The 24,573-nt window shown below is 59.8% G+C and carries 15 protein-coding genes, 2 pseudogenes and 1 riboswitch; of the genes and pseudogenes, 11 read left to right on the forward strand and 6 right to left on the reverse strand.

Annotated features, from left to right (window positions below; all coding sequences use genetic code 11):
• Positions 1-135 precede the first annotated feature (135 nt).
• A pseudogene (locus tag NK214_RS09425) lies at positions 136-1,163 on the reverse strand (IS481 family transposase).
• Positions 1,164-1,292: 129 nt separating this feature from the next.
• Between NK214_RS09425 and NK214_RS09430 the strand changes: the two are divergent.
• The 3 genes from NK214_RS09430 to NK214_RS09440 are packed head-to-tail and all read left to right on the forward strand — an operon-like array spanning position 1,293 to position 5,024.
• Positions 1,293-2,225: a site-specific integrase gene (locus tag NK214_RS09430; RefSeq protein ID WP_253314321.1), complete on the forward strand. Its 933-nt coding sequence runs from the start codon at positions 1,293-1,295 to the stop codon at positions 2,223-2,225.
• Positions 2,222-4,558, forward strand: a complete 2,337-nt coding sequence (locus NK214_RS09435; RefSeq protein WP_253314322.1) for a hypothetical protein — start codon at positions 2,222-2,224, stop codon at positions 4,556-4,558. The genes NK214_RS09430 and NK214_RS09435 overlap by 4 nt, the downstream gene beginning before the upstream one ends.
• Entirely contained in the window at positions 4,551-5,024 is a 474-nt protein-coding gene (locus tag NK214_RS09440) for a hypothetical protein (protein ID WP_253314323.1), read from the forward strand. The genes NK214_RS09435 and NK214_RS09440 overlap by 8 nt, the downstream gene beginning before the upstream one ends.
• Before the next feature lie 756 nt (positions 5,025-5,780).
• Here NK214_RS09440 and NK214_RS09445 read toward each other — a convergent pair.
• The 3 genes from NK214_RS09445 to NK214_RS09455 all read right to left on the reverse strand — a co-directional run bounded on the left by NK214_RS09445 (position 5,781) and on the right by NK214_RS09455 (position 9,358).
• On the reverse strand, positions 5,781-6,050 hold the full coding sequence (locus tag NK214_RS09445; RefSeq protein ID WP_253314324.1) for a CopG family ribbon-helix-helix protein: 270 nt from the start codon (positions 6,048-6,050) through the stop codon (positions 5,781-5,783).
• A 370-nt stretch (positions 6,051-6,420) separates the two neighbouring features.
• The gene (locus NK214_RS09450; protein WP_253314325.1) at positions 6,421-7,200 is read right to left on the reverse strand and encodes a hypothetical protein; all 780 of its coding nucleotides are present in this window, start codon (positions 7,198-7,200) and stop codon (positions 6,421-6,423) included.
• A 901-nt stretch (positions 7,201-8,101) separates the two neighbouring features.
• The gene (locus NK214_RS09455; RefSeq protein WP_253314326.1) at positions 8,102-9,358 is read right to left on the reverse strand and encodes a nucleotidyltransferase; all 1,257 of its coding nucleotides are present in this window, start codon (positions 9,356-9,358) and stop codon (positions 8,102-8,104) included.
• 139 nt (positions 9,359-9,497) lie between these two features.
• Here NK214_RS09455 and NK214_RS09460 point away from each other — a divergent pair, with 139 nt between their 5' ends.
• Positions 9,498-10,436, forward strand: a complete 939-nt coding sequence (locus NK214_RS09460; protein ID WP_253314327.1) for a WYL domain-containing protein — start codon at positions 9,498-9,500, stop codon at positions 10,434-10,436.
• 88 nt (positions 10,437-10,524) lie between these two features.
• Here NK214_RS09460 and NK214_RS09465 read toward each other — a convergent pair.
• A pseudogene (locus NK214_RS09465) lies at positions 10,525-11,192 on the reverse strand (IS3 family transposase); the annotation flags it as partial.
• Between the two features lie 488 nt (positions 11,193-11,680).
• Between NK214_RS09465 and NK214_RS09470 the strand changes: the two are divergent.
• Positions 11,681-12,766: a hypothetical protein gene (locus NK214_RS09470; RefSeq protein ID WP_253314328.1), complete on the forward strand. Its 1,086-nt coding sequence runs from the start codon at positions 11,681-11,683 to the stop codon at positions 12,764-12,766.
• 328 nt (positions 12,767-13,094) lie between these two features.
• On the opposite strand, the gene NK214_RS09475 is transcribed toward NK214_RS09470, so the two are convergent.
• Positions 13,095-14,564, reverse strand: a complete 1,470-nt coding sequence (locus NK214_RS09475) for a cobyric acid synthase (RefSeq protein WP_253314329.1) — start codon at positions 14,562-14,564, stop codon at positions 13,095-13,097.
• 130 nt (positions 14,565-14,694) lie between these two features.
• Between NK214_RS09475 and cbiB the strand changes: the two genes are divergently transcribed.
• From cbiB to NK214_RS09505, 6 genes are all read left to right on the forward strand, one after another.
• Positions 14,695-15,636, forward strand: coding sequence for an adenosylcobinamide-phosphate synthase CbiB (gene cbiB / locus NK214_RS09480; protein WP_371926202.1), 942 nt, complete (start codon positions 14,695-14,697; stop codon positions 15,634-15,636).
• On the forward strand, positions 15,629-16,615 hold the full coding sequence (cobD, locus tag NK214_RS09485) for a threonine-phosphate decarboxylase CobD (RefSeq protein WP_253314331.1): 987 nt from the start codon (positions 15,629-15,631) through the stop codon (positions 16,613-16,615). Before cbiB ends, cobD begins: the two co-directional genes overlap by 8 nt.
• A 107-nt stretch (positions 16,616-16,722) precedes the next feature.
• Positions 16,723-16,905, forward strand: a riboswitch (cobalamin riboswitch).
• A 107-nt stretch (positions 16,906-17,012) separates the two neighbouring features.
• Entirely contained in the window at positions 17,013-18,059 is a 1,047-nt protein-coding gene (locus tag NK214_RS09490; RefSeq protein ID WP_235088681.1) for a HoxN/HupN/NixA family nickel/cobalt transporter, read from the forward strand.
• A complete protein-coding gene (locus NK214_RS09495) occupies positions 18,056-18,385 on the forward strand; it encodes a ferredoxin (protein WP_107800024.1) in 330 nt (109 codons plus the stop codon). The genes NK214_RS09490 and NK214_RS09495 overlap by 4 nt, the downstream gene beginning before the upstream one ends.
• On the forward strand, positions 18,382-22,503 hold the full coding sequence (locus NK214_RS09500; protein WP_305883552.1) for a cobaltochelatase subunit CobN: 4,122 nt from the start codon (positions 18,382-18,384) through the stop codon (positions 22,501-22,503). Before NK214_RS09495 ends, NK214_RS09500 begins: the two co-directional genes overlap by 4 nt.
• 165 nt (positions 22,504-22,668) lie before the next feature.
• Complete coding sequence (locus tag NK214_RS09505) at positions 22,669-24,573, forward strand: putative cobaltochelatase (RefSeq protein WP_253314332.1); 1,905 nt, start codon at positions 22,669-22,671, stop codon at positions 24,571-24,573.

Consider the following 24,573-nt stretch of genomic DNA (forward strand, 5'->3'; position numbering starts at 1 on the left):
TATGCAGCAAGAGCTGGTCCATGCTGCCTTAACGATGGCCGTAGCTCGACGTCAGCCGAAAGGGGAAGTACTGCTGCTGTAGAAGTTCAGACCCGATCTGACAGTCTCCCGTTTTGACGGCACCAGGCTGTCAGATCAATTCAAGTTGTCTACCTTCTCCCTCCATTCCCGTTTGCCATCAATAAAGGTTTGTACGGGTGTACGACCGCAGCACATCTTGCCTTGGTGGGTGCGCTCCTGATTGTAGCACACCAACCAAGCATCCAGATCGGCCTGTAGCTCATCGAGTTCCAGATAGAGCCTCTTGCGGAATACTCCTGCAATATCGTTTTGTGGAAGCGTTCGCAGATGCCGTTTGTCTGCGGATGCCGCGCACGGGTCTTGGTGTGCTCGATATCATTCACCGCCAAGTACAGCTGGTAATCATGGGTTTCCGGCTTGCCGCAATACTCGGTTCCGCGATCTGTCAGCATACGCAATACCCCCATCTCATGCTCGGCAAAGAACGGCAATACCCGGTCATTGAGCAGATCCGCCGCAGTGATCGGCATTTTGGTGGTGTAGAGCTTGGCAAATGCCACCTTGCTGTAGGTATCGACAAAGGTTAGCAGGTAAATCCGCCCGACACCTTTTATCGTACCCACATAGAAGGTGTCCTGCGAGCCCAGATAGCCGGGATGCGCTGTTTCAATCTCGCCATGCGCGACATCATCTTCTTGTTTGCGCTCCAGTGCCGCGATCTGCGCATCGGTGAGCACGATGGCTTGTTCAGCTACCAGATGTTCCAGAGCGCGTAGCCGCTGCTTGAACGATGCCAAGTCATGTCTCAGCCAGACTGAGCGCACACCGGGAGGGGAAACGTACACGCCGCGCTGGCGTAGTTCGTTGCTGACTCGCACTTGCCCGTGCGCAGGCTGTTCCGTCGCATAGGCAACTACGGCCGCCTCTATAGCGTCGTCTACGCGGTTCTTGGGGTTGGGTTTGCGACGATTGGCGTCAAACAACACCTCGACGCCGTCGTCAGCCACTGCGTTCTGGTAGCGGTAAAAGGTATCTCGGGACAGGCCCATCACCTTGCAGGCCTTGGAGACGTTGCCTAGTTCAGCGGCCAGGTTTAGCAGGCTGACCTTGTGTTTGATGATGTTCTGGTTGAGACTTGTCATGGGGTTACTCCTGCGCTTGCGCGCTGTCTTGATGAAGATTCGCACCTCTATCAAAACGGGTACCCCCACCTCTCGGCAAGGCCTGACTGTCAGATCAGAATCTCTACATTTTAAAGTTCAACGAAAACCATGCAAAATCATGGCTTTGAGCGGGTAAAAAAACGCAACAGCTTCCGCATATACCAAGTTTGCGAAATGTTGATGTGTGCTTACCAATTTGGCATGATACCCCTCCAGATCGCATGGGTAAAACTACGAGACATTCGTATTTGGGAGGATAGTGACATTCTCAACCCTGCCGTACACCTCACGTTTCCGATGCTGAAACAAAAGACCGCATCCAATTCAAAGCCCCTTACAAGAAAGGTGAAACACGAGTGGTCCATCCTGATTTGTGAACTATATTCTCGGCGCTATGCTTATGGCACTACAGGTAAGAGTCGGTTACTTGCGGCGGACTCAGGAGAGGAAGCCGGGCGCCGCATTTCCATCTTGCTCGGGCAGTTAATTCCAGGTGGCGCGACAGCAACAGACCTGCGGCACACAGCGGCCCAACACCTAGTTGATGCCGGAGCCAGTCAGGAAGAACTGGCTGAATTCATGGGGCACTCAGACATCACGACCGGGCTCGTTTATTTTGAAGCTTCAGCCAACCAAGCGGAACGGGCCAACAAGGCGCTAGGTCTGTCGGATATCTATTCCAAAGTAGCCAGGATTGCCCACGACAAGTTCATTAGTACCGATGAACTGGCCGAGCTGAAGGACGACCAGCAGGTAGCCAGCGTCCCACACGGCATTCCGATCGCGGGCATTGGCGGCTGCTCAAACGGTCAGCTCCTCTGCTCTTCGAATCCCATCTTGGCCTGCTATGGCTGCCACAAATTCATGCCGATTGACGAAATTCGTATCCATGAACAGGTGCTTTCCGATTTCCGAGGTATCGTGAAATTCTTTCACGAATCATCGCGAGGAGACAAAGACTCCCCAGCGTATTTGCAGCTCCAGCGAACTATCTCATCGGTGCAGGCGGTTATCGACGAGTTGCTAGAGGAGATCCAATGAACGGGCATTACTCGTCATTCATTGAACTCGGCCGCCAGCTGGCTAAGGATCGGGGTATTCAATGGGACATGCCAACAGATGCAAAGGGTGCGGTCGCACCCGAATTCCTTTGGAATCTGAACAAGCTGGTCGATAACGACCACCCGCCTTACATGTATCTGCGTAATTTTGGATGCGACGCAAGGGTACTCAAGGCGCTCAATGAACACCGGGCAAATTTAGGTACGACAGAGCTGGAGCCCTTCGTGCTGTCTGCAGCATGGCAGAACCTGATTAAAGCAGCGACGACTATTCAGCTCTTTTCCAAACGGAACACCGTTTCCCACGTTGCACAAAATGTCATTCGTCCTTTGCGTGTTATTGCAACCTGCTCACAAAACAAAGCCCCATGGGCTCTAGTCAATGATGACGTACGACTCGCTGTTCAAATCAGTAAAGAAGCTCAAGCTTCCGGCAAGCTAGGCGACCTGGTTGCTGGCATCGTAAAAACGGTTCTAGATGTCTACCACCTCACCGAGGCAGGGCCACTCTACCCTGCCCTGGCTGACCAAAGAATCAAGGTCGGGCAAACAAAGAAAGCACGCTTTCTTAAGTCCGAGGATGAGCTCCGTCACGATCTAGAAGATCGAAAGCGTTCAGAGCGTTTGCCGGAGCGTCGAGCATTCTGGGAGCTTATTAGAATTGTCATGACCGAGCAGCCAAAGAGCTTTATCGATGAGCTTCACTTTATCGGCATCAAAACGTTGATTACCACCGGGTTTCGCGTCGGTGAAGCTAGCTTGTTGCCACTGGATTGGGAGCGGCGTCGAGAATATTACGACAGAACTGGCCAGCCTGCAGGGAGTCAAGGAGGTATCTCCAGCTCGCTGATGATCCGTCACTTTGCAGAGAAACAACAAGCGGCGGAAGGTGACAGCCATATCTTGGTTGAGGCTACGCAGTACGTTCCGCAGATGTTTGAAGAGTTGTTGGTCGAGTCGCTCAATCGCGCGGCCGAGCTCACCTCGCCTTTGCGCGAAACTTTGCGCTTGCAGGTAGAAACTGGCCGGTTGTTGCCCTGGTTTCGAAGCGATGAAGTGGTCCCGGTAATCCGGTTGTATCCATATCTAACAGGGAATCCGTTCTGGCTCGAACTCGACAAAGAGCTTCGCACTGAGTGGACGAATCGATACAAAGGCGGGTTCAACAGTGCTGTGCTGCATGAGCTACAGCTGTTCCAAGAGCAAAAATACCGTGATCTTCCAGGAAATTTGAGCAACGCCACCTATGTGTTTTTTAACCGGCTTGGTCTTATCACGGAAACGAATGATCATACCATTGTCTATCGGCGAGCAGACGGTTCGGCTATTCCAGTCGATGCCCGGATGCGCTGGAGCGAGAACTGCCTGCATGTCGGAGAGCTAGAGGCCTATATTCGAGCCCGCACGCCGAGCAAGGTTTCCGATATGGCCCCCTTTAATATGGAGAATGGCGTGCTGCAACCTTGGGAGCTATTGCTTCTGAATCCTAAGCGCTCCTTGGCCGAAGAACGCAACGGCAGCATCTGCGACGTCACCCGTTACATGTCGATCAATGTCCCGGATAGTAATCTGATTGGTGATGCCCTGGGCGTGCGTACCTCTTCCGACTCGCTGTTCACCAAATATGGCGAAACAGAGCAAGATCGGGGTTTGACGATGACCCCACACATGCTGCGCCACTTACAGAACGCCGAGCTTTTCCGCCTCGGTGTCGCAGATACCATCATCTCCAAGCGCTTCAACCGGCGTAGCGTTGCCCAAAGTTACGAGTACGACCACCGGAGCCTGGCAGAAGAGTTGGAGCAGGTTGAAATCCCTGAGGGCATTGAGTTCGCCTTAGGCGAGAAAGCGACCACCGTTGCTAAAATGATCAGCTTGGGGAAAGCTCACGGGCCGATTGTAGATTCTTTCAAGCGGATTCAGGCAGCCGAGGGAGATGCTGCAGCATTCGAATATCTCAAAGCTGAAGCTGATGGGTTCCATGCCACGCCATATGGACATTGCCTAAATAGCTTCACCGTCGATCCGTGTCCTAAGCATTTGGAGTGCTTTTCTGGTTGTCGCCACCTTTCTGCCACTAACTTGCCTGAGCAACGAGCTGCATTGATTCGGCTAGAGGGAAAACTGTCATCTGCGCTGGAGCTTGCTCAGGCCCGCCCATCAAAGAGCATCGGCAGGAAAAATCAGATTGCCCATGCGACCGATCGCTTGCAAGGGGTAAGGAAAATTCTCTCCGCCCAGAGTGGCGAACATCCCTTCCCGGATGGGCCCGATCTTTCAAAAACCAATAAGTCAGGGGTGATGGATGCCTAAAGAAAATACCGTACCAGCATTTGAGGATGCCGAGATGAAGCAGATCTTGGAAGACCTGTTGGCGAACGATGAGCCCATTACTACCCGAGCTATCGCCCGCCTCCACTCCAAGGTAAATGCAGCATCTTCGATTACCAGGCACCCTGGCCGCTCCAAGTTGCTAGCGCACTACCAGGAACGTCAGGAGCAGTATCGGAGCTGGAGTGGCAAAACATCCACGCAATCTAAGGCCGTTACCTCTGCTGCATTGGCTGACAAAGACATGCGAATCGCCGAGCTTGAACAACAAGTAGCTCTTTTAACGGCATCACATGTCGCAATGATTCGTGCGATTGGGGAGCTGGGCGGGTTTAGTAAATGGGCTCAATTCTTTGCTAATTATCGCGAATCCCGAATTGAACAGGAACGGCTAGGCGCTCTTCCTCTCGCCAAGGTGACTCACCTTACTCCGCCGACAAGGAATTAGGTTGATGGCCTAGCATCTGGTCGAACCTACTCGATCAATCAGCTTCTTGTCCATGAGTTGGTTTAGTCTAACCCCTCTTGTGATCGAAACCAGATAGCTTTATTGTTCCCTCCAACAACGCCACCTGTTCAAACGGAGATACGCTTCGGCCTATCAATGTACTGGTGGCTTTTCTATTTCCGCGATTCTTCCCTCAGCACTTGCAATCCACTCCATTATGCCGAAAGTATGTTTCTGTGGCTGCTCCATTCGAACATGCTCTTGCTGTTATCGACACCTTGAAATTTCTCGAACGGCTTGTCCGCCAGCAGCCACCAATCACAACCGAGGATCCCCAAGCACAAGCAGCAACACTGTTACGGCCCTCCCCCTCGGCATGGAATATTCGAATAGCGGTAGAAGACAAAGCCCAGCTTGACATACAAGTACTTTTCCAAGAAGGGTTTCCTGAAAAATTTTAAAGGTGATAGGAGCTCGCTTTTCTGCATATCGGTGGGCTCTCAGTGACAGTCAATACGTATTGACTGCACCCTACCAAGTACAACTGCGGAGTGTGTATCTTGGAGCCGGCCATGTGTTGCAGGCACTTATAGCACCTGACCACTGTGCCGGCCAAAACTGGCCGTATTTCCTATGAAGGCTTGTCCCGTCGCTACAGTTCATAAGTATTGATGGACTAGCTCCCCGAAACATAGGAGTCGCCTTTCGCAGCTCGAATTCGATCGAGGAACACCTTGCTTGTCCACTTCAGTTGCATCAACGTGGCACCGGCAACGGGTTGTCGGTACCAAGGCTATCCGCCCAAGCTTGTACTGCCTGGTGGTCGATTACATTGCCAGCCTCTACCTCAGCCAAGGCTTCGCGGGTTAGTTGGTTGCGGACCTCTTCCTGGGCAATCCATGCCGACAGCGCTTGCTTGATGATCCAGCCACACGATCTCTCCAAACGATCGGCCATTTGGTCCACCTTCTCGGCCAGCGGAAGGGGAATATGGGCGGTAATAACTTTGGTTCCATTTTTAGCCATTTTTAAATTCTCTTTCCTACTGTCCGGGCTGCTCTTGGGCTAGTGGCGCAGGTACGATCAGCGTACGACCCCTCATAATCTGGTGGCTTCACACTTTCGGCCTGTCGTTCCAGATTTGCGGTGACCTTCCCCAATAATTTAGGTAGCCATCGTGACGGGATTCGCTTGCGGCAACGGGTGATGGCGAAACGACAGCTCCCCCATTTCTGGCGCCGCGGACTACCCTGGCGAGGGAGGTGTGAAGGTCGGGCACCGTCGTGCAGGCATAGTGCCAGCCATAACCGATCACATCACGCAGCAAACGGCTAGCGGCCCCACGCCCGCCTGACAACGAAGCACTACAGAGAAGCTGGGGCGATTAAATGGCCAACTAAGGTGTCAGGGAGACCTTGATATCCTCCCACTCCTGGGATAGCGAGGGGTTGAGACGTTCGAAAATTCTAGTCGATAGCACGATGCTGGCGCTCAATTTTGACGCCTCGTAGGTAGAAAATGCTTCCAAAATTTGGGCATCCAAAACATGTGATGCCGGATTGGATAAGAAAGCTCTATGCAACTCCCGGAAGATATTTTCCGACCGAATGCGCAACCATTCCATGCGCAGCCAGCGGGAGATAACCTGCTCACTGAATACAGCCTGCGCAGCAGCCGATATTAAGCCAAGGTCAGTATCTCTGTTGAAAATGAGAATAAGCCATATGGCAATGTAAACTCCACTCACAAGTCGCACCATCTTCACCATCTCAAGGGCGATTGCCTTCGTGAAATGTGTGTTTTCCAGGACATTAAGCCCCATTTTCCGGATTAGAATGGACTCATTATTGTTGTAGTAGCCAATGGTACGCTCATGAGTAAGGTTGACATTGAGCGCATTGGAAAGAAAATCCTCTCGGCGCTTGTCTTCTGCGCGGGGTGAAAAATAAAGACGGCTAACCTGTCCAACCACAAAAAGGCCTAGGACGAGCAAAACAAAAGCTCCCTGAATTAGATTGTAGCCGTGTGGGAAGCTGGTTTTTTCAACTACAACAACAATGATCGATAGAATCGCGGCCCCGCCAAAAATCCAGCTTCCGAGCACATCCGTACGTTCCAAGGGCCCGAAATATTTTTCCCGGATAGGGTCTAGTCGTTGAGCTTGTGGGTTAGCCATAAGTAGGGAAAGTGCCTCCAAAAACTTGGTACCAGTATTTAATGGTAGTTGGGTGATCGATCTTGTAGCCATAGGTGTGATACCGCGCGGTCCCAGTGAGGTCGCGAGCGGTTACAAAGCGCTTCATCACTTCTTGCCGATCAGATTGACTTAGGAAGTCCCCACTTATTGGTGTATTTCGGTATGCTGCTGGTAGGAAATGCTTCGACAACGTGGAATTTGCTCCCAAGTAGTTCGATAAGGTAGTCCCGTCGGGAGCTGGCAATTGTCCGATGGATCCCACTTAGATTGATCTCGTTAAAAAACTGGTTGAAAGCTGCCTGCACGGTATAGGGCATGTTGAACCCTGATGAATTATTAGGCTTTTTTTCTGTGCTGCTCTATGCGGCTGTAGCGTGGACACGACTGATCAACCTGTCCGAAGTTTGTCTTTCTAGCTCGCGAATCCCTACGGTTCTTTCTTGGTGCGGGGTGGTCGCCGCCGCCATTCCATACACCGGTTGCGAGCCAATCCTCAAAGTACCACAGCCATTGTGTGGTCCAAGCAAGATACGTTTCAGCTAATCGCATCTGCGGTGACCACTCCCGTTTTTTTGGGTTCCATAGGCACAGGTGAATGCCAGATCCCTTCCCTGGATAAATGTGGGGTATCGGCGCATCACCTGCCAATGCGATCAAATCCGGTCTCAGCACATACATTTCCGGCGCGGTTGCTCCTGGCTTTATGCGCAATTCACACTCGTAGGTCCGACTGTATTCGCTTGGCGTCAAATAAAACCTGTAATGCAATCCGCGGCCTGAAAGGAACATCAGACTTGCTCCCCAAAGTTGGAGGTTACGAAGCTCCATCACCCGCTCGGGTAGTGTTGGAATCGAAATGAACGGATGCTTGCACATGGTGTCACCCCCCGAAAAACGTGTGCGGGCGGGCTGCAATACTGATAGGCATGGCTGCCGGCGAGGCGAGCAAGATGGCTCGCCCGGCCTGTCGGCTACTTTCTTGACGGCCTATTTCCATTTGCTGGACTGCGGCGAACCCTTTGGGCCCGAACGCAACTTGAACGGCCTTGAGCAGCAAGTCCATTCCTTGGTGGTTTTCAATCACGTCAAGGATACGTTTGAGATCCTCCAATAAGCGGCGGTGCCACTCGAAGAACGCAGCTTGTCGCGACGAATTGTTCATGCTGGCAGCGAGGTTGTCAGTCGGGGCTGACGGATTGGGCAATTCCCACTCCTCGGATCCACCTGGCAATCTGCGGCGCACGAAGTGCAATGGCATGCGTTCAACAATGTCGAAAAGCAACTCTAGCGGGCTGGCGTGTGGCAAGGGGGCCTCAGCCGTGTAGGCTATCGCAGCCAGAGTCGTTAGAAAGACCGATGTCGGAGCTAGATCCTTTTCCTTTATACTTCCAAAGGCAACATTTCTGTGTAGTTTAAGAAGCTGAACCAGCCGACACAGCAGTCTGCCGAAGACTTCCTGTGCATCAGGCAGTGGAACGACGTCTGCGCGTTTTGCAGAATCAAAGGCCTTCGTGGAAATCTCCGAGAGATGAAAGTTCGGAGAAATCATCGCGGCAAGATCAAAGTGTTTTGCGTACCCACGAGGATTTGTCGAGTTGAAAAGCCGTCGTTCACGGTCGGGGATCAGACCGTGCGTCTCCCCATAAGGACCGTAGAGCAGCGGTGCGTCGATAACAGGGGCAATGTCAGCACACATCCCCCCTGCGTACTCTAGGGTGGCACATCGCTCCCAACGATGTAATCGTAAACCGTGCGCGGAGGCATATCGAGAGAGAGCACTATGTAGATGGTCAAGTAGAAGTGCGGCCCCCCGATCACCTTCGTACTTGCGCCGCGCACTCGGGGCAAGTCGTGCGATCAGGTCAATATCGAAACCTTCGCGGGAGCCGTCTAGTGGCCGAACAATCGTCCCGAGTCGGCGCGAACCATGAGAATGGATCTGGACCAGCTGCCCGCTGAACTCAGGGCATTCAGAAAGAAAGTCACCCGTGCTGTTATAGGAACGCTCAAGTGCCGCCAACTGTGACTCCGTGGGCTCATGCGCCTGCGCAATTGCATCGACTAGGTGAAAGAAGCGCGCAGACGATTGTGTGGAGGCCCTGCGTTGAGGGAGGGGCTTAACTAGTTCGCGGATCATTGCAGTTCCTTACAAAGAGGCCATCTCTACCCATCTAGCCGAGATTCTAATATCACACCAAAGATCATTTTACATGATCATTTTGGTTACGTAAAGCGATATTTTTTCACCTTACCCTGTTTTAGAGTATCATTGCCACATGAATACCTCAGCCATTGTTCGGGACCAAGTCCTCTCCGCCTTGCCTCAAGCCCAGCGAGAACGGCTTGCTTATATCGATTTCAGACTCTATTTCCTCGGCGAACTTCGACGAGCTGACGTTGCGGACCGATTCGGCACAGGACCTGCGGCCGCTACGCGGGACATCGCGCAATATCGCGATATAGCATCGGGAAACCTAGAATTAGACAATTCAGATAAGGTATATCGCCCAACGGAAGAGTTCGTTCCGCTGTTCGACCACGCGCCACAACGAGTACTGACGGCCCTCTCAAGCGGGTTTGGCGAAGGCATTGGCGAAGAGCTGGGCTCCATGGTGCGATGCGAATTTCCCATTGAGCTAACAACACCTCAGATGTCAACCCTTGCCCCCATTACGCGAGCAATTCACCGCGGAAAAGCCTTGCGCACAACATATACGTCCATTGAAAGCGGATGTACTGAACGGGAAATTGTGCCTATCGCGCTTGTGAACAATGGCAGTCGCTGGCACGTTCGAGCTTACGACCGGCGACGCAATGGATTTCGCGATTTCGTCCTTACCCGGATGGAAACTCCCGTCCTCCTCGAGAACAGCCCAATATTAGAAAAAGAAAAGGTTGATCAAGACGTTCAATGGAACCGGATTATTGAACTAGAGCTTGTCCCCCATCCGAGGCACCCACGGCATGAGGTGGTGATGATGGACTACGGCATGCCCGACGGCGTTCTGCGAGTAAAGGTGCGTGCAGCCAACGCTGGGTACTTGTTGCGCCGCTGGACTATCGATTGCTCACCTGACCATCGTTTGGAAGGCATTGAATTTGCACTGTGGCTAAGAGATCCTCTATCGCTCTATGGCGCGAGCAGTGCTCATTTAGCTCCTGGATATGTGGACCCGAAGAACGATGCTAAAATCACGTCAATCACAGCCATGTAGTTTTGAAACACCGCTCCAGTTCTTGGCCAGATTATGGCTCCCAGCTGCAAAGTGCGGCGTTTATCAGGGGGGCGACGTCCCCCCGTTTTCAGTAGCAGGGGGTTTTAGAGTCCGGGCTTATTTTACCTGATTTCTCTACAAGTAATTCGGCATAGGTAGCTGACGTCAAACCACCCAGTGCTTTCTTAGGCCTTTCGTCGTTGTATTCCCTACGCCAGGCTTCTATGACGACCTGGGCATGATGCAAGCTAGTGAACCAGTGTTCGTTCAGGCACTCATCCCGGAAACGCCCGTTAAACGATTCGATGTAAGCGTTCTGATTGGGCTTGCCCGGCTCGATCAGAAAGAGCTGAACCCTACGGGCGTGTGCCCAGGTCACCATTGCCCGGCTGCAGAATTCCTTGCCGTTATCGATCCGGATGGCTTTGGGCAAGCCACGTGTCTTCGCCAGCTGGTCGAGGACGCGGGTCAGATGCAGACCTCCCATCGCACGTTCCGGAACAATGGCGACTGCCTCATACGTGGCATCATCGACTACGGTCAGATTCTTGATGACTCGCCCCTCTGCACAAAGTCCATCGACCAGACCTGATTGGCGGCCAAGGGACGGGCCAGTGGGCGGCGACATGCCAATGGAATCTTCTTGCGCTTGCGCCGGTGAATTTGCAGACCCGCCTCGGTATAGAGCCGGTCTACCCGCTTGTGATTGACCACTATGCCGCTCTGTCGGAGCTTCAAATAGATCATGCCGACGCCGTCAGGCTGACATGGGTTACTAGAAACGACCAATCGCACTTCAAACACCGTCGCCAGTCCTGCCCTACCCCCCATTGGAACTCGCGGGAGTTGTCTATACGTATTGACAATACCTTGCTGCTTGCGACCGCTAACTCTACGAGCGCCGACGAATATTGACTGCGGTACGTATGGTGAGCGTGACCGTACAGTCCCCTTCCAAAGTAGACCGTCGTGCATCGGCCCGCTTCCACATGCCAAGCAATTACATCGGTCGAACACATCATAACAATGCCAAAAGGATATCTAGCGAGCGGGAAGCGATTTCTATACCTTGGAAAAGGAACCGAGAACGATAATCGATTACCTGGCTTCAGAAGCTAAACGGCCAAAATCTATTCACCAGCAGCGTCCCACTAACATCTTCACTCCAAGCCTATGCTACGATCATTTCCCTTGGCTGGCACAAACCCACCTCCCCAGCCTTAAACACAAAAACTGGAATTCATATGTCCGGGGCAATTCTAGACCAGCGCATTCACAACGAATTAAAAGCAGCCGCTTCCGACGGCATCGTATCTGGACGATTACCGGCATCGCAGCAGATCGATCAACAGACCAGGCTATTCCACGAGACCTTCGGGGTTGATATTGAGGGCAACGTCGAATTCGAGATCGATGCTCAACTCGAGCTCCTTCCTGAGTCGCTGCGCTCGCAAGTGCGGACACTGACTGCCGATCAGATCGCGAGCCTCTCAACCCGTGCCGACCACCTGCGCGCGTTTGTGGAACGCTTTGACGACGAGCTACTCTTGCGATATCTGATAGCTCCAGTGGCCAATGGTGAGAAGGGCGCGTTGGTCAAGACCGACGGACGTATCGGCTTGCGTAAGGATCTGGTAATCGACTTCGGGCGGTACGTTCACGACGTTCACGGCCTGGAGAATGGTGAGGTGTACGAGAACGGCAAGAGCCAGGCACTCCTTGGTGCCCTCTACATGCCCAAGAACCAATCACGGCTGCTGGATGGGCTTCGGAAGGCGCTTTCCCCTCTCAAGAAGAATATCGACGCAGAGTTGCCTACGGCGATCTTCTGGGTGATTCCAGACTCCGAGTTGTGGGGCCGCACGAGCCTAGTCCGCGACCTCATCAATGGCATTCGGGCTGCGCTTAAGGATTCGTTGGGCTCATCGCCGGAGATCATTGCCGTTGCGCCTTGTCCTCAAGACGAGCCTCGTGACCGTCTCATCAAGCGCGCACGCCACCTGCTCGATGCGGGATTCAGTCGCGTGATCTTAGGTCCATATCAACCAAAGCACGAATGCTTCGAGGTCTTGCTGATCCCCGGGGTCTTCGGCGCCGCAACGTACCAGTGGGTAGTCCCGAGCGCTGACCGATACAACGTACCTTTGGGATTCCTGACGCAATCCCGCGCCAAGCTGCAGAGAATGGCCGGGTTCACTCAGTCTACCCTTGCCGCATCGCTACACGCAGCAGGCCGCGGTAACGGCAACACTCCCGACGAACGTCGGTTCAGGTTCGAAGATGCCGCCGTGGCTGAGTTCGTGTTCCTCGACCGATATATCGCCCCGTAGGAATACGTAATCAAGACTTCTCGCCAGGGATTTATAAGACAAAGTCATAATTAGTGTCGCGCAACAGACCAGACTTAGTGCTTATGAAGTTCTACCTGGTGGTGTTGCATTATTCAAGTATTAGCGGACAACAATGTGAACCGACTGCCATGCGCAACGAATGAATGCTGCGTACCCGTTAAAATTTAACGAAACACTAAGGAATTACCTGAGTTTGAGCAGGCAATTTAGAATGCAACAGATCCCGCAAGTACCAAGTTTGCGTACATAAGGATAAACCAAGGCACCGCCAGAACCCTCCTGAAACCCACCCCTGGGCTTCAGTGGTTCAATCGCCTTTAGGCAAACCGCTGATGATAGGCCCAAGGTCCAAAAACTGTTCCAGCATGTCCGCCAGCTTGTCGATATTGGTTTCTCGCAGCGCCGGGTAATCCAGCGTCACGGGGTCTTGCAATCCGGCCCAGCGCAGGATGGCCTGGCAGGCGGCCGGCTCGTCGAACACGCCGTGCAGATAAGTGGCCAGGATCTGATCATCTTCCGAGCGCGCGCCGTCCGCGCCGCCGTCCTTGAAATGCAGCGCTGGCTGCTGCAGCGCCGGGCCTGCGCTGACGCCCATGTGGATTTCGTAGCCGGCGGCCTCGGCGTGGTCCAAGGTCAGCCGACCACACATCCGCGTCAGTCGCTTTTCCCGCGCCAGCGTGGTTTCCATGTCCAGCCAGCCCAGTCCGTCGCCGCTACCCGGCTCGCCTTCCAGTCCGTCTGGATCGTGGAGCTTGCGGCCCAGCATCTGCAGGCCGCCGCAAATGCCCAGCACCTTGCCGCCGTAGCGCAGATGGCGGCGTATCGCTTCTTCCCAGCCCTGCGCGCGCAGCCAGGCCAGGTCCGCCAACACGCTCTTGCTGCCGGGCAGCACGATCAGATCGGCCGGCGGGATGGGCGCGCCGGCGCGCACCAGGGTGAATTCCACCTGCGGATGCAGGCGCAGCGGATCGAAATCGGTGTGGTTGCTGATGCGCGGCGCGGCCGGGGCGATGACGCGCAGCTTGTCGCCGGCGCCGCTCGCGCCGCCCGGCTTGTCCAGGCCCATGCTGTCCTCTGCTTCCAGGTGCAAATCGTGCAAATACGGCAGCACGCCCAGCACGGGCTTGCCGGTATGCCGTTCCAGCCAATCGATGCCGCTGTTGAGCAGGCTGGGGTCGCCGCGGAAGCGGTTGATAACGAGGCCGATCACCCTGGCGCGCTCGGATTCCGACAGCAAGGCCAAGGTGCCGGCCAGGTGGGCGAATACGCCGCCGCGCTCGATGTCGGCTACCAGGATCACCGGGCAATCCACCGCCTCGGCGAAGCCCATATTGGCGATGTCGCCGTCGCGCAGATTGATCTCGGCCGGGCTGCCGGCGCCCTCGGCGATGATGCACTGGTATTGAGCCGCCAGCCTGGCGTGGGACGCCAGCACCGCCTTCATCGCCACCGGTTTGTAGTCGTGATAGCCGCGAGCCTCCATATTTCCTATCGCCCGCCCGTGGATGATGACCTGAGAACCGGTATGGCTGTTGGGCTTCAACAGTACCGGGTTCATATCGGTATGCGGCTCCAGCCCGCAGGCCTGCGCTTGCACCGCCTGCGAGCGGCCGATCTCGCCGCCGTCCACCGTCACCGCGCTGTTCAATGCCATGTTCTGCGGCTTGAACGGCGCCACCCTCACGCCACGGCGGGCCAACAGCCGGCACAAGCCGGTGGCCAGCGCGCTCTTGCCGGCATCGGACGTGGCGCCCTGAATCATGATGGTCTTGGCCATGGCCTTCCCCCTGCACATAGATGGCGAACAAGGCTTAGAATGGCGGCTTGATTCATTCCGGCCATCCCGAACCCTAGAAATTTGCGCATTGGATACCTCCAAGCGGCGGTCGGCCATTATATAAGGTTGTGTGTTGAATTCCGCATTGTTTCTACCGTTAGCGCTGTTGCTGGACCGCCTGTTGGGCGAGCCGCGGCGCTGGCATCCATTGGTCGGCTTCGGTCGGCTGACCCGGGCCGTTGAGCGCTTTGCCTACCCCTCCTCGCCCGATGCCGAGCCCCGCTGGCGCATGCGTCTGCGCGGCGCCCTCTCCGTTTCACTCTTGATCCTGCCTCTGACGCTGGCGGCCTGGCTGCTGGCCCGGTTGCCGCTGCTGTCAGCCATTGTCCCGCTTGTTCTGCTCTACCTGGCGGTGGGCGCCAGGAGCTTGGCTCAGCATGCGGAGGTGGTCAGACAGGCGCTGGCCGACGGCGATCTCGCCTTGGCCCGTGAACGGGTGGGCTGGATTGTCAGCCGCGACACGAGCGAGCTGGATGAGGCGGGAATCGCCCGCGCCACCATTGAGTCGGTGCTGGAAAATGGCTGCGACGCGGTCTTTGCCGCGCTGTTCTGGTTTCTGCTGCTGGGCGCGCCCGGGGCGGTGCTGTACCGGCTGTCCAACACGCTGGATGCGATGTGGGGCTATAAGAACGCGCGCTATTTGCATTTTGGCTGGGCCGCCGCCCGCCTTGACGATGTGTTGAACTATGTCCCGGCGCGGCTGACCGCCCTCACCTATCTGATGCTGGGCCACGCGGCAAGCGGTTGGCGTTGCTGGAGAACGCAGGCGCCCACTTGGTACAGCCCCAACGCCGGCCCCGTGATGGCGGCCGGCGCCGGCGCGCTGGGCGTCTCCCTTGGCGGCGGCGCGCGCTACCATGGCCAGTGGAAGGAGCGCCCGCCCTTGGGCTGCGGCCCCGCTCCCACGCATCAGGACATCGGCCGCGCGGTGCGCTTGGTCAGCCGCGGCGCATGGCTGTGGGCTGGTCTTTCCCTATTGTGGGCTGTTTTGATTGGAGTCATGCATGCTTGAACACGGAGGCGGCCTGCTGCGCGCGGCCGCTGAATACGGTATTCCGCCTGGGGATTGGCTGGACCTGTCCACCGGCGTCAATCCCAATGGCTGGCCAGTGCCGCCGCTGTCCGCCGACGGCTGGCTGCGGCTGCCGCAGGACCACGACGGGCTGGAAGCGGCGGCGGCGGAATATTACGGTTGCGAGCAACTGCTGCCGGTAGCCGGTTCTCAACCCGCCATCCAGGTGCTGCCTCGGCTGCGAGCGCCCTGCCGCGTCGGCATGTTGACCTTGTGCTACGCCGAACACCCCTACCAGTGGCAAAGGCGCGGACACAGCGTGGAACGGTTCACGCCGGACGGGCTGGCCGCGAATATTGATCAGCTGGACGTGGTTCAAATCTGCAACCCCAACAACCCCACCGGAGACCGTTTTGAACCGGCTTTGCTGGAAGACTGGCGGCAAAGGCTGGCGGAACGCGGCGGCTGGCTGCTGGTCGACGAAGCGTTTCTGGATGCGTCGCCGCGGGACAGCATGCTCCCCCATATCGGCAAGCCGGGCCTGATCGTGCTGCGCTCGGTCGGCAAATTCTTCGGCCTGGCCGGCGCCCGCGCCGGTTTCGTGTTCGCCCAGGCCGCGCTGCTTCAAGCGCTGGCCGAGGAACTGGGGCCTTGGGCCATGGCGGGTCCGGCGCGCGAAGCGGTGACGCTGGCGCTTGGCGACACCGCGTGGCAGCAATCCATGAGGAGCAAGCTGCTGCGCGATAGCGCGCGGCTGCGGAACTGTCTGGAGCGGCACGAACTCGCCCCGGCCGGCGGCTGCGAACTGTTCCAGTGGGTTCCCGGCGCGGCCAGCCTGCCCTTGCATCGACATCTGGCGGGGCGCGGCATCTTGAGCCGTTATTTCGAGTCCCTGCCCAGCTTGCGCTTTGGCCTGCCTAGCGGCGAACAGGACTGGGCGCGGCTGGAACAGGCCTTGGCGGATTGGCGGCGATTGTAATTAAAATCAAAACGCCAGCTGTTCACAGCCTGGTTTTTGTCACGTATCATCCGACCCCATCATGACGGTGCCCCAAAAACCTGTGTGCGAGCTCGCCAGCCAAGACGCGCGGCAGCTCGTAAACAGGTTCTCAGAGGGTGAAACGGGAACGCGGTGCAAGACCGCGGCTGCCCCCGCAACTGTAAGCGCAGAGTCCACGCCTAACGCCACTGGCCCCTAAACGGGCCGGGAAGGCGGCGCCGGACGGCGACGCGCGAGCCAGGAGACCGGCCGTCATACGTGTCGACGCAAGCAGAAACCGGGCGGGGTGTACCGGGGGATACGCACATGCGCCGCTCATGAACACTCGGCGACCTGTGCCCTCGTTTGCGCGACGGAAATCGTCTCCGAGGGCACCATGCATTCATCCACCGCGCCGTCCGCCGGCCGCCGTCTGGCGCAGCACGCGCCGATACTCGCCGGGCTGATCCTGGCCAATCTGCTGGCCTGGGCCTGGGCTTTCGCCGCCTTCGCCGATCATCCGGCCCAACTCGCCACCGCCCTGCTCGCCTATCTGTTCGGCCTGCGCCACGCGGTGGACGCCGATCACATCGCCGCCATCGACAACACCGTGCGCAAGCTGATGCAGGAAGGCCGCCGACCGTCGGCGGTGGGCCTGTTCTTCTCCGCCGGCCACTCCGCGGTGGTGGTCATCGCCGTCGCCCTGATCGTGTTCGCCGCCAGCGCGCTGCAAAGCCGCGTCGCCGGCTTCAAGGAGATAGGCGGCGTCATCGGCACCAGCGTGTCGGCCTTCTTTCTGCTGACGCTGGCGCTGATCAATCTGTCTTCCTTGCGCGCGGTATGGGGCGCGTTCCGCCGCGCCCGCGCCGGCGAGGCCATTTGCGACGAGCAGCTGAATCTGCTGCTGAACAACCGCGGCCTGATCGCGCGCCTGCTCAAGCCCTTGTTTCGCATGGTGACCAAGAGCTGGCATATGTTGCCCATCGGCTTTTTGTTCGGCCTGGGTTTCGACACCGCCACTGAAATCGGCCTGTTCGCCATCGCCACCTCGCAAAGCGCCAACGGCGTGGCGCTGTGGCACATCATGGTGTTCCCGGCGCTGTTCGCCGCCGGCATGGCGCTGGTGGACACGCTGGACAGCATGATGATGGTGGAAGTCTACGGCTGGGCCTTCGTCAATCCGGTGCGCAAGCTCTGGTACAACCTGACCATCACCTTCGTTTCCGTTCTCGTCGCCGTCGGCATTGGCGGGCTGGAGGGCCTGGGCCTGCTGGCGGACAAGCTGCAGCTCACCGGCGGCTTCTGGGACCTGATCTCAGCGCTCAACGACGATCTGGCTCATTTCGGCTACTTCGTCATCGGCGTGTTCCTGCTGACGTGGCTTGCCTCCGCCGCCATTTATAAATGGAAGCGTTTTGACCAACTGACGCCGGAGGCGCGATGAGAACCCACGACAAACACGTGCTGATGTGCACCGGCCCGCGCTGCACGCCGGACGGCCAGGGTTCGGAAGCGATGTTCCTGCACCTGGGCCGCAGCATAGACGCTTGCGAAGGCCTGCGCGCCAAGCGCACCCGCAGCCACTGCTTCGCCGTGTGCAAGGAAGGCCCGGTGATGGTGGTGTATCCGGACGGGGTCTGGTACCGCAAGGTGAATGAAAGCGATATCGAACGCATCGTCTGCCAGCATCTGAAGGGCGGCGTTCCGGTCGAGGAATTGGTGTTCCATAAAACCGGCGTCGGCGACATCGAAACGGAGGCGCAGGCATGAGCGCCGCACTCGCCTTGTTGAGCCACGCCGGCACCGATCTCGCCGCGCTGTCGCGCGCGCACTGGCCGGAAGACTTCCCCTCCGTGTCCGGCATCTCGCTGCAAGGCATTGCCGACGAGGCCGCGATGCAAGCGCTGCTGGACGGCCAACTGACCCAGGTCCGCGCCATCGTGCTGCGCGTGCTGGGCCGCGCCGACGCGATACCCGGGCTGGAGCGGTTGCTGGCCCACGCGCGCCGGCTGCAGGCCGCGGTCATCGTGCTCAGCGGCACCGGCGAGCCGGACCCGGAGCTGCAAGCGCTGTGCAGCGCGCCGGTATCGCTGCAGCAGGACGTCCACGCCTATCTGCAGGCCGGCGGCAGCGCCAATCTGGGCGAGCTGATGCGCTGCCTGGCGGACAGGCTGCTGCTGACCGGTTTCGGCTATCAGCCGCCGCTGCCGCTGCCCGAGCACGGTGTTTACCACCCGGAACTGAGCGCGCCCTGCTCGCTCGCCGACTGGCTGGAAATCCGCAACCCGGACTGGCCCACCGTCGGCCTGTGCTTCTACCGCGCCCACTGGCTGTCCGGCAACACCCGCTTCATTGATCTATTGGTCGATTGCCTGGCCGAGCGCGGCGTCAACGCGCTGCCGGTGTTCACCTCGTCCTTGCGCACGATTCAAGACGGCGGCCTGCCGGCGGCGCTGGCGCTGCTGGCCGATCCGCGCGCCAAGGTGTCCTTGCTGATCAACACCACCTCGTTCGCGATGGGCGACATCAACAACGACGGCCCCACCCAGCCCGGCTGGGCGGTGGAGGCTTCGGACCGGCTGAACCTGCCGGTGCTGCAGGCCATCACCAGCAGCATGACGCGCGAGCAATGGGAAGCCTCGGACCGCGGCTTCAACCCGCTGGACACCGCGATGAACGTGGCGCTGCCGGAATTCGACGGCCGCATCATCGGCGTGCCGCTGAGCTTCAAGCAGCCGGGCCAGCCCGGCCAGGCCGAACAATACGCGCCGCTGCCGGACCGCGCCCGCCGCCTGGCCGGCATCGCCGCCCGCCTGGCGCGGCTGCGCCATGTGGAAAACGCCGACAAACGCATCGCCTTCATCTTCACCAACTCCAATAGCAAGGCCTCGCAGATAGGCAATGCGGTGGGGCTGGATTCCCCGGCCTCCTTGTACGCGATGCTGCGCGGCATGCAGGGCCGCGGCTACCAGATGGACCCGCTGCCGCCGGACAGCGACGCGCTGATGCACGAGCTGATAGACCGCGGCGCCTACGATCAGGACTACCTGAGCGCCGAGCAGATGCGAAACGCCGCCGCCCGCGTGCCGGCCCAGCGCTACCAGGCCTGGTTCGACGAGCTGCCGGACAGTCTGCGCGACAAAATGCTGCAGCGCTGGGGCCAGCCGCCGGGCGGCGCTTACGTCGACGGCGACGAACTGGTGTTTTCCGGCCTGGATTACGGCAATGTCTTCGTCGCGCTGCAGCCGCCGCGCGGCTACGGCATGGACCCGGACGCCATCTACCACACGCCGGACCTGCCGCCGACCCACCACTACTACGCGCTGTACCGCTGGCTGCGCGACGACTGGCGGGCCGACGCCATCGTCCACGTCGGCAAGCACGGCACGCTGGAATGGCTGCCGGGCAAGGGCGTGGGTCTGTCGCAGAACTGCTTCCCGGATGCGCTCTTGGGCGACATGCCGCTGTTTTACCCCTTCATCGTCAACGATCCGGGCGAAGGCTCGCAGGCCAAGCGCCGCGGCCACGCGGTGATCATCGACCATCTGACGCCGACGATGACCACCGCCGACAGCTACGGCCCGCTGGCGCAGCTGACCCAGTTGGTGGACGAGTACTACCAGGTGGAGCTGCTGGACCCGAACAAGCTGCCGCTGTTGCAGCAACAGATCTGGGACCTGATCAAGGAGGCCAAGCTCGACACCGACCTGGCGGCGATGCTGAAACATGATCACGAGCATGAGCACGACCATGATCACGAGCCTCGCCACGATCATGAGCACCCGCATGGCGGACATCATCACGCGCCCGCCGCCATCCACGGCAAATACCGGCCGCAGGCGGCCAAACCGGCTGCCGCGATGAAACCGGCGGCGGCCGCGGCGGCGAAGTATCGCCCGGCCAAGGCCGCCCACGGCCACGATCATGGGCACCACCATCACGATCATGAACACCATGGCCATCACCACGACCATCATCATCATGATCATCACGGCCACAGCCACAGCCACGACCACCACGATCATGACCACGACTGGGACGACACGCTGAACGAAGACGGCGTGCCCTTGAGCCTGGCCAAGATGGACGGCGTCGACGTCGCCCACCTGATCGAGGACATTGACGGCTATCTGTGCGAGCTGGGCGCGGCGCAGATCCGCGACGGCCTGCACGTGCTGGGCAACGCGCCACAAGACGAGGCCTTGGTCGACATGCTGCTGGCGCTGACCCGGCTGCCCAATCTGGGCATCCCCGGCCTGCCCGCCAGCGTGGCGGCGGCCTGCGGCGGCGACTGGACGCTGTGGCAGCAGGATCAGGGCAAGCGCCTGGCCGACGCGCCAATGGCATTGACCCGGCTGGCCGGCCTGCCCCTGATCACCCGCGCCGACGCCCACGACGCGGTGCTGAAGCTGGCGCGCGGCTTGATCGCCGATCTGGCCGCGCGCGGCTACGACAGCGCCGCCGTGCCGGCAGCCGTCGCCGCCGTGCTGCCCGGCATCGAACCGAACGCCGATCTGGAACGCGTGCTGACCTTCATCTGCGCCGAGCTGTGCCTGAAGCTGGCCCGCACCGCGGAGGAGATAGACAATCTCTTGCGCGGGCTGGAAGGCGGCTACGTGCCGGCCGGCCCCAGCGGCGCGCCCACGCGCGGCATGGCCCACATTCTGCCCACCGGCCGCAATTTCTACTCGGTGGACCCGCGCAGCCTGCCCTCCAACGCCGCCTGGCGCATAGGCGACGGCCTGGCGCGCGAGATGCTGGCCCGCCATCTGAAGGAAACCGGCCAGTACCCGGAGTCGGTGGCCATCAGCGTGTGGGGCACCAGCGCGATGCGCACCCATGGCGACGACATCGCCGAAATCCTGTCCCTGCTCGGCGTCAAGCCGCGCTGGCAACAGGAAAGCCGCCGGGTGCAGGGTCTGGAAGTGATCCCCCTGGCCGAACTGGGCCGGCCGCGCATCGACGTCACCGTGCGCATCAGCGGCTTCTTCCGCGACGCCTTCCCCCACCTGATTGCGCTGATCGACGAGGCGGTGCATACCGTGGCGCGGCTGGACGAGCCGGCGGAGCAGAACTTCCTGCGCAAGCACTATCTGGCTGATCTGAAGAATGAACTGCTGGGCGTCCTGCCCGACGCCGACGCGCAGTCGCTGTACCGCGTGTTCGGCGCCAAACCGGGCAGCTACGGCGCCGGCATCCTGCCGCTGATCAACGAGCAGAACTGGCAGAACGACGCCGACTTCGCCACCGCCTACGTCAACTGGGGCGGCTACGCCTACGGCCGCGAGGCCAACGGCGCCGACGCCCGCGACGCGCTGCGCCACCGGCTGGCCGGCGTGGAAGTGGCGCTGCACAACCAGGACAACCGCGAACACGATATCTTCGACAGCGACGACTACCTGCAATACCACGGCGGCATGATCGCGACGATACGCAGCCTCAGCGGCCGCCAACCGCGCGCCTTCTTCGGCGACAGCCACAATCCGGAAGCGCCGGCGGTGCGCGGGCTGAAGGAGGAAGTGCTGCGCGTGTTCCGTTCGCGGGTGGCCAACCCCAAGTGGATAGCCGGCATCCAGAAGCACGGCTACAAGGGCGCGCTGGAGCTGACCGCCACCGTCGATTATCTATTCGGCTACGACGCCACCGCCCAGGTGGTGGACGACTGGGTCTATGAACAGCTGGCGCAAAGCTACGCGCTGGACCCGGCGATGCAGCAGTTCTTCGCCGACAGCAACCCCTGGGCCTTGAACGCCATCACCGACCGTCTGCTGGAAGCCGCGCAGCGCCAGCTGTGGGCGGAGCCGGACCCGGAGACGCTGGCCGCCCTGCGCCAGCTGCACCTGGATAGCGAGGCGCTGCTGGAAGCGCGCGGAGAGAGCAAAGCATGAACCCCCAAAACAGAATGAGCCAGGGCAACACTTGGAAGGCAGGGAAATGAAAACCGGAAAAATCCCATCGTTTCCCGGAGCATGGGCGCAGAAGCATCCACATCGCCCCGCTGCGCCCAATTCCGTGTCTTTCCGTGTGCTTCCGTGGCAAATAAGGGTTTCAGCATGAGCCCGATTTACCCCTTCGCCGCCGTCGTCGGCCAGCAACAATTGAAGCAGGCGCTGCTGATTTGCGCGGTGGACCCCACGGTCGGCGGCGTGCTGGTGCGTGGCGACAAGGGCAGCGCCAAGAGCACCGCCGCGCGCGGCCTGGCCGCCGTGCTGCCGCCCATCCGCCGCGCCGCCGGCTGCGGCTACAACTGCGAGCCGGACCACCCGCTGCCGCTGTGCCCGGTGTGCTCCGGCGACGCGCGCGCGCTGCATGACGGCCCGGTGCCCTTCATCAACCTGCCGCTGGGCGCCACCGAGGACCGGGTGCTGGGCAGCCTGGACTTCGAAAAAGCGCTGCAAGGCGGCAAGCAGGCCTTCAAGCCCGGCCTGCTGGCCGCAGCCCACCGCGGCATGCTCTACATCGACGAAGTGAATCTGTTGGCCGACCATCTGGTGGACGTGCTGCTGGACGCCGCCGCGATGGGCGTCAACACCGTGGAGCGCGAGGGCCTGGCGGTCAGCCACCCGGCGCGGGTGACGCTGCTGGGCACCATGAACCAGGAAGAAGGCGATTTGCGGCCGCAACTGCTGGACCGCTTCGGCCTGATGGTGGACGTGGCCGCGCCGCGCGAGCCTCTTCAGCGCGCCGAGGTGGTGCGCCGCCGCCTGGCCTTCGAGGCCGATCCGGCCGGCTTCGCCGCGCAGTGGCAGGCCGACAGCGAGGCGCTGCGCGCCAAGATCGCCGCCGCCCGCGCCTTGCTGCCGCAAACCCGGCTCAGCGATAGCCTGTTCCACTTCGTCAGCGAGCTGTGCTGCGAATTCGAAGTCAGCAGCTTGCGCGCCGACATCGTGCTGAACAAGGCCGCCCGCGCGCTGGCGGCGCTGGACGGCCGCGTCGACGCCTCCGCCGAGGATATCCGCGACGCCGCCCGGCTGGTGCTGCCGCATCGCCGCCGCAGCAAGCCGTTCGAACAGAGCGGGCTGGATCAGGACAAGCTGGAACAGATGACGCGGCAAGCGTCGAATCCGCCGCCTCCGCCGGAGCGGAACGGCGCCGACCAGCCGCCGCCGGATGGCGACGGCGAACAGCAAGCGGACACCTCCGGCCATGGCGCCGAGCAAATCTTCGCCGCTGCGCCGGCCGGCGACATTGCCCGCATCCGCGTCCAGGCGCCCTCCTCCGGCGACGCCGCCGGCCGCCGCAGCGACGGCGCCAGCCGTCAGCGCGGCCACTATGTGCGCGCCGAAGCCAACCCGCAGCCGGCCCAGCTGGCTGTGGACGCCACCCTGCGCCACGCGCTGCTGCGCGACCCCAACAACTTCGCGGTCACCCGCGCCGACCTGCACGACAAGGTCCGCGTCGCCAAACAGGGCAATCTGATCCTGCTGGTCGTCGACGCGTCAGGATCGATGGCCGCCCGCCAGCGGATGGAACAGGTCAAGGGCACGGTGCTGAGCCTGCTGGAAGACGCTTACCGCCGCCGCGATCAGGTGGCGCTGATCGCCTTCCGCGGCCAGCAGGCGGAACTGCTGCTGCCGCCGTGCAACCGAGTGGAACAGGCCGAACGGGCGCTGCGCGAGCTGCCCGCCGGCGGCCGCACCCCGCTGGCGCACGCGCTGGCGCTGGCCGCCGACACGCTGTCCCGCCAGCTGGGCGGCCCGGCGCCGCTGCTGGTCATCCTGAGCGACGGCCGCGCCAATGTGGCGCTGGACGGAGACGGCGACCCGTGGCGGCAGGCGCTGGACCTGGCCGGCCAGCTGGCCGGCACGCCGACACTGGTGCTGGACACCGAGCAGGACTTCGTCCGCCTGGGCCGCGCCCGCGAACTGGCCGAGGCGCTGGGCGCCGAATACCTGGCTTGCGACGCCCTGACCGGCGAGCAACTGACATTGACGATTCGACAAAGACTGGGCCGCTGA

Source organism: Chromobacterium sp. S0633 (assembly GCF_024158805.1).
Taxonomy (GTDB): domain Bacteria; phylum Pseudomonadota; class Gammaproteobacteria; order Burkholderiales; family Chromobacteriaceae; genus Chromobacterium.

Excerpts from the sequence above, each read along its gene's own strand:
- NK214_RS09455 (WP_253314326.1), bottom strand. The coding sequence starts at position 9,358 with ATGATCCGCGAACTAGTTAAGCCCCTCCCTCAACGCAGGGCCTCCACA.
- NK214_RS09505 (WP_253314332.1), top strand. The coding sequence starts at position 22,669 with ATGAGCCCGATTTACCCCTTCGCCGCCGTCGTCGGCCAGCAACAATTG.
- NK214_RS09435 (WP_253314322.1), top strand. The coding sequence starts at position 2,222 with ATGAACGGGCATTACTCGTCATTCATTGAACTCGGCCGCCAGCTGGCT.
- NK214_RS09470 (WP_253314328.1), top strand. The coding sequence starts at position 11,681 with ATGTCCGGGGCAATTCTAGACCAGCGCATTCACAACGAATTAAAAGCA.
- NK214_RS09490 (WP_235088681.1), top strand. The coding sequence starts at position 17,013 with ATGCATTCATCCACCGCGCCGTCCGCCGGCCGCCGTCTGGCGCAGCAC.
- NK214_RS09450 (WP_253314325.1), bottom strand. The coding sequence starts at position 7,200 with ATGGCTAACCCACAAGCTCAACGACTAGACCCTATCCGGGAAAAATAT.
- NK214_RS09445 (WP_253314324.1), bottom strand. The coding sequence starts at position 6,050 with ATGGCTAAAAATGGAACCAAAGTTATTACCGCCCATATTCCCCTTCCG.
- NK214_RS09495 (WP_107800024.1), top strand. The coding sequence starts at position 18,056 with ATGAGAACCCACGACAAACACGTGCTGATGTGCACCGGCCCGCGCTGC.
- NK214_RS09440 (WP_253314323.1), top strand. The coding sequence starts at position 4,551 with ATGCCTAAAGAAAATACCGTACCAGCATTTGAGGATGCCGAGATGAAG.
- NK214_RS09500 (WP_305883552.1), top strand. The coding sequence starts at position 18,382 with ATGAGCGCCGCACTCGCCTTGTTGAGCCACGCCGGCACCGATCTCGCC.
- NK214_RS09475 (WP_253314329.1), bottom strand. The coding sequence starts at position 14,564 with ATGGCCAAGACCATCATGATTCAGGGCGCCACGTCCGATGCCGGCAAG.
- NK214_RS09460 (WP_253314327.1), top strand. The coding sequence starts at position 9,498 with ATGAATACCTCAGCCATTGTTCGGGACCAAGTCCTCTCCGCCTTGCCT.
- cobD (WP_253314331.1), top strand. The coding sequence starts at position 15,629 with ATGCTTGAACACGGAGGCGGCCTGCTGCGCGCGGCCGCTGAATACGGT.
- NK214_RS09430 (WP_253314321.1), top strand. The coding sequence starts at position 1,293 with ATGCAAAATCATGGCTTTGAGCGGGTAAAAAAACGCAACAGCTTCCGC.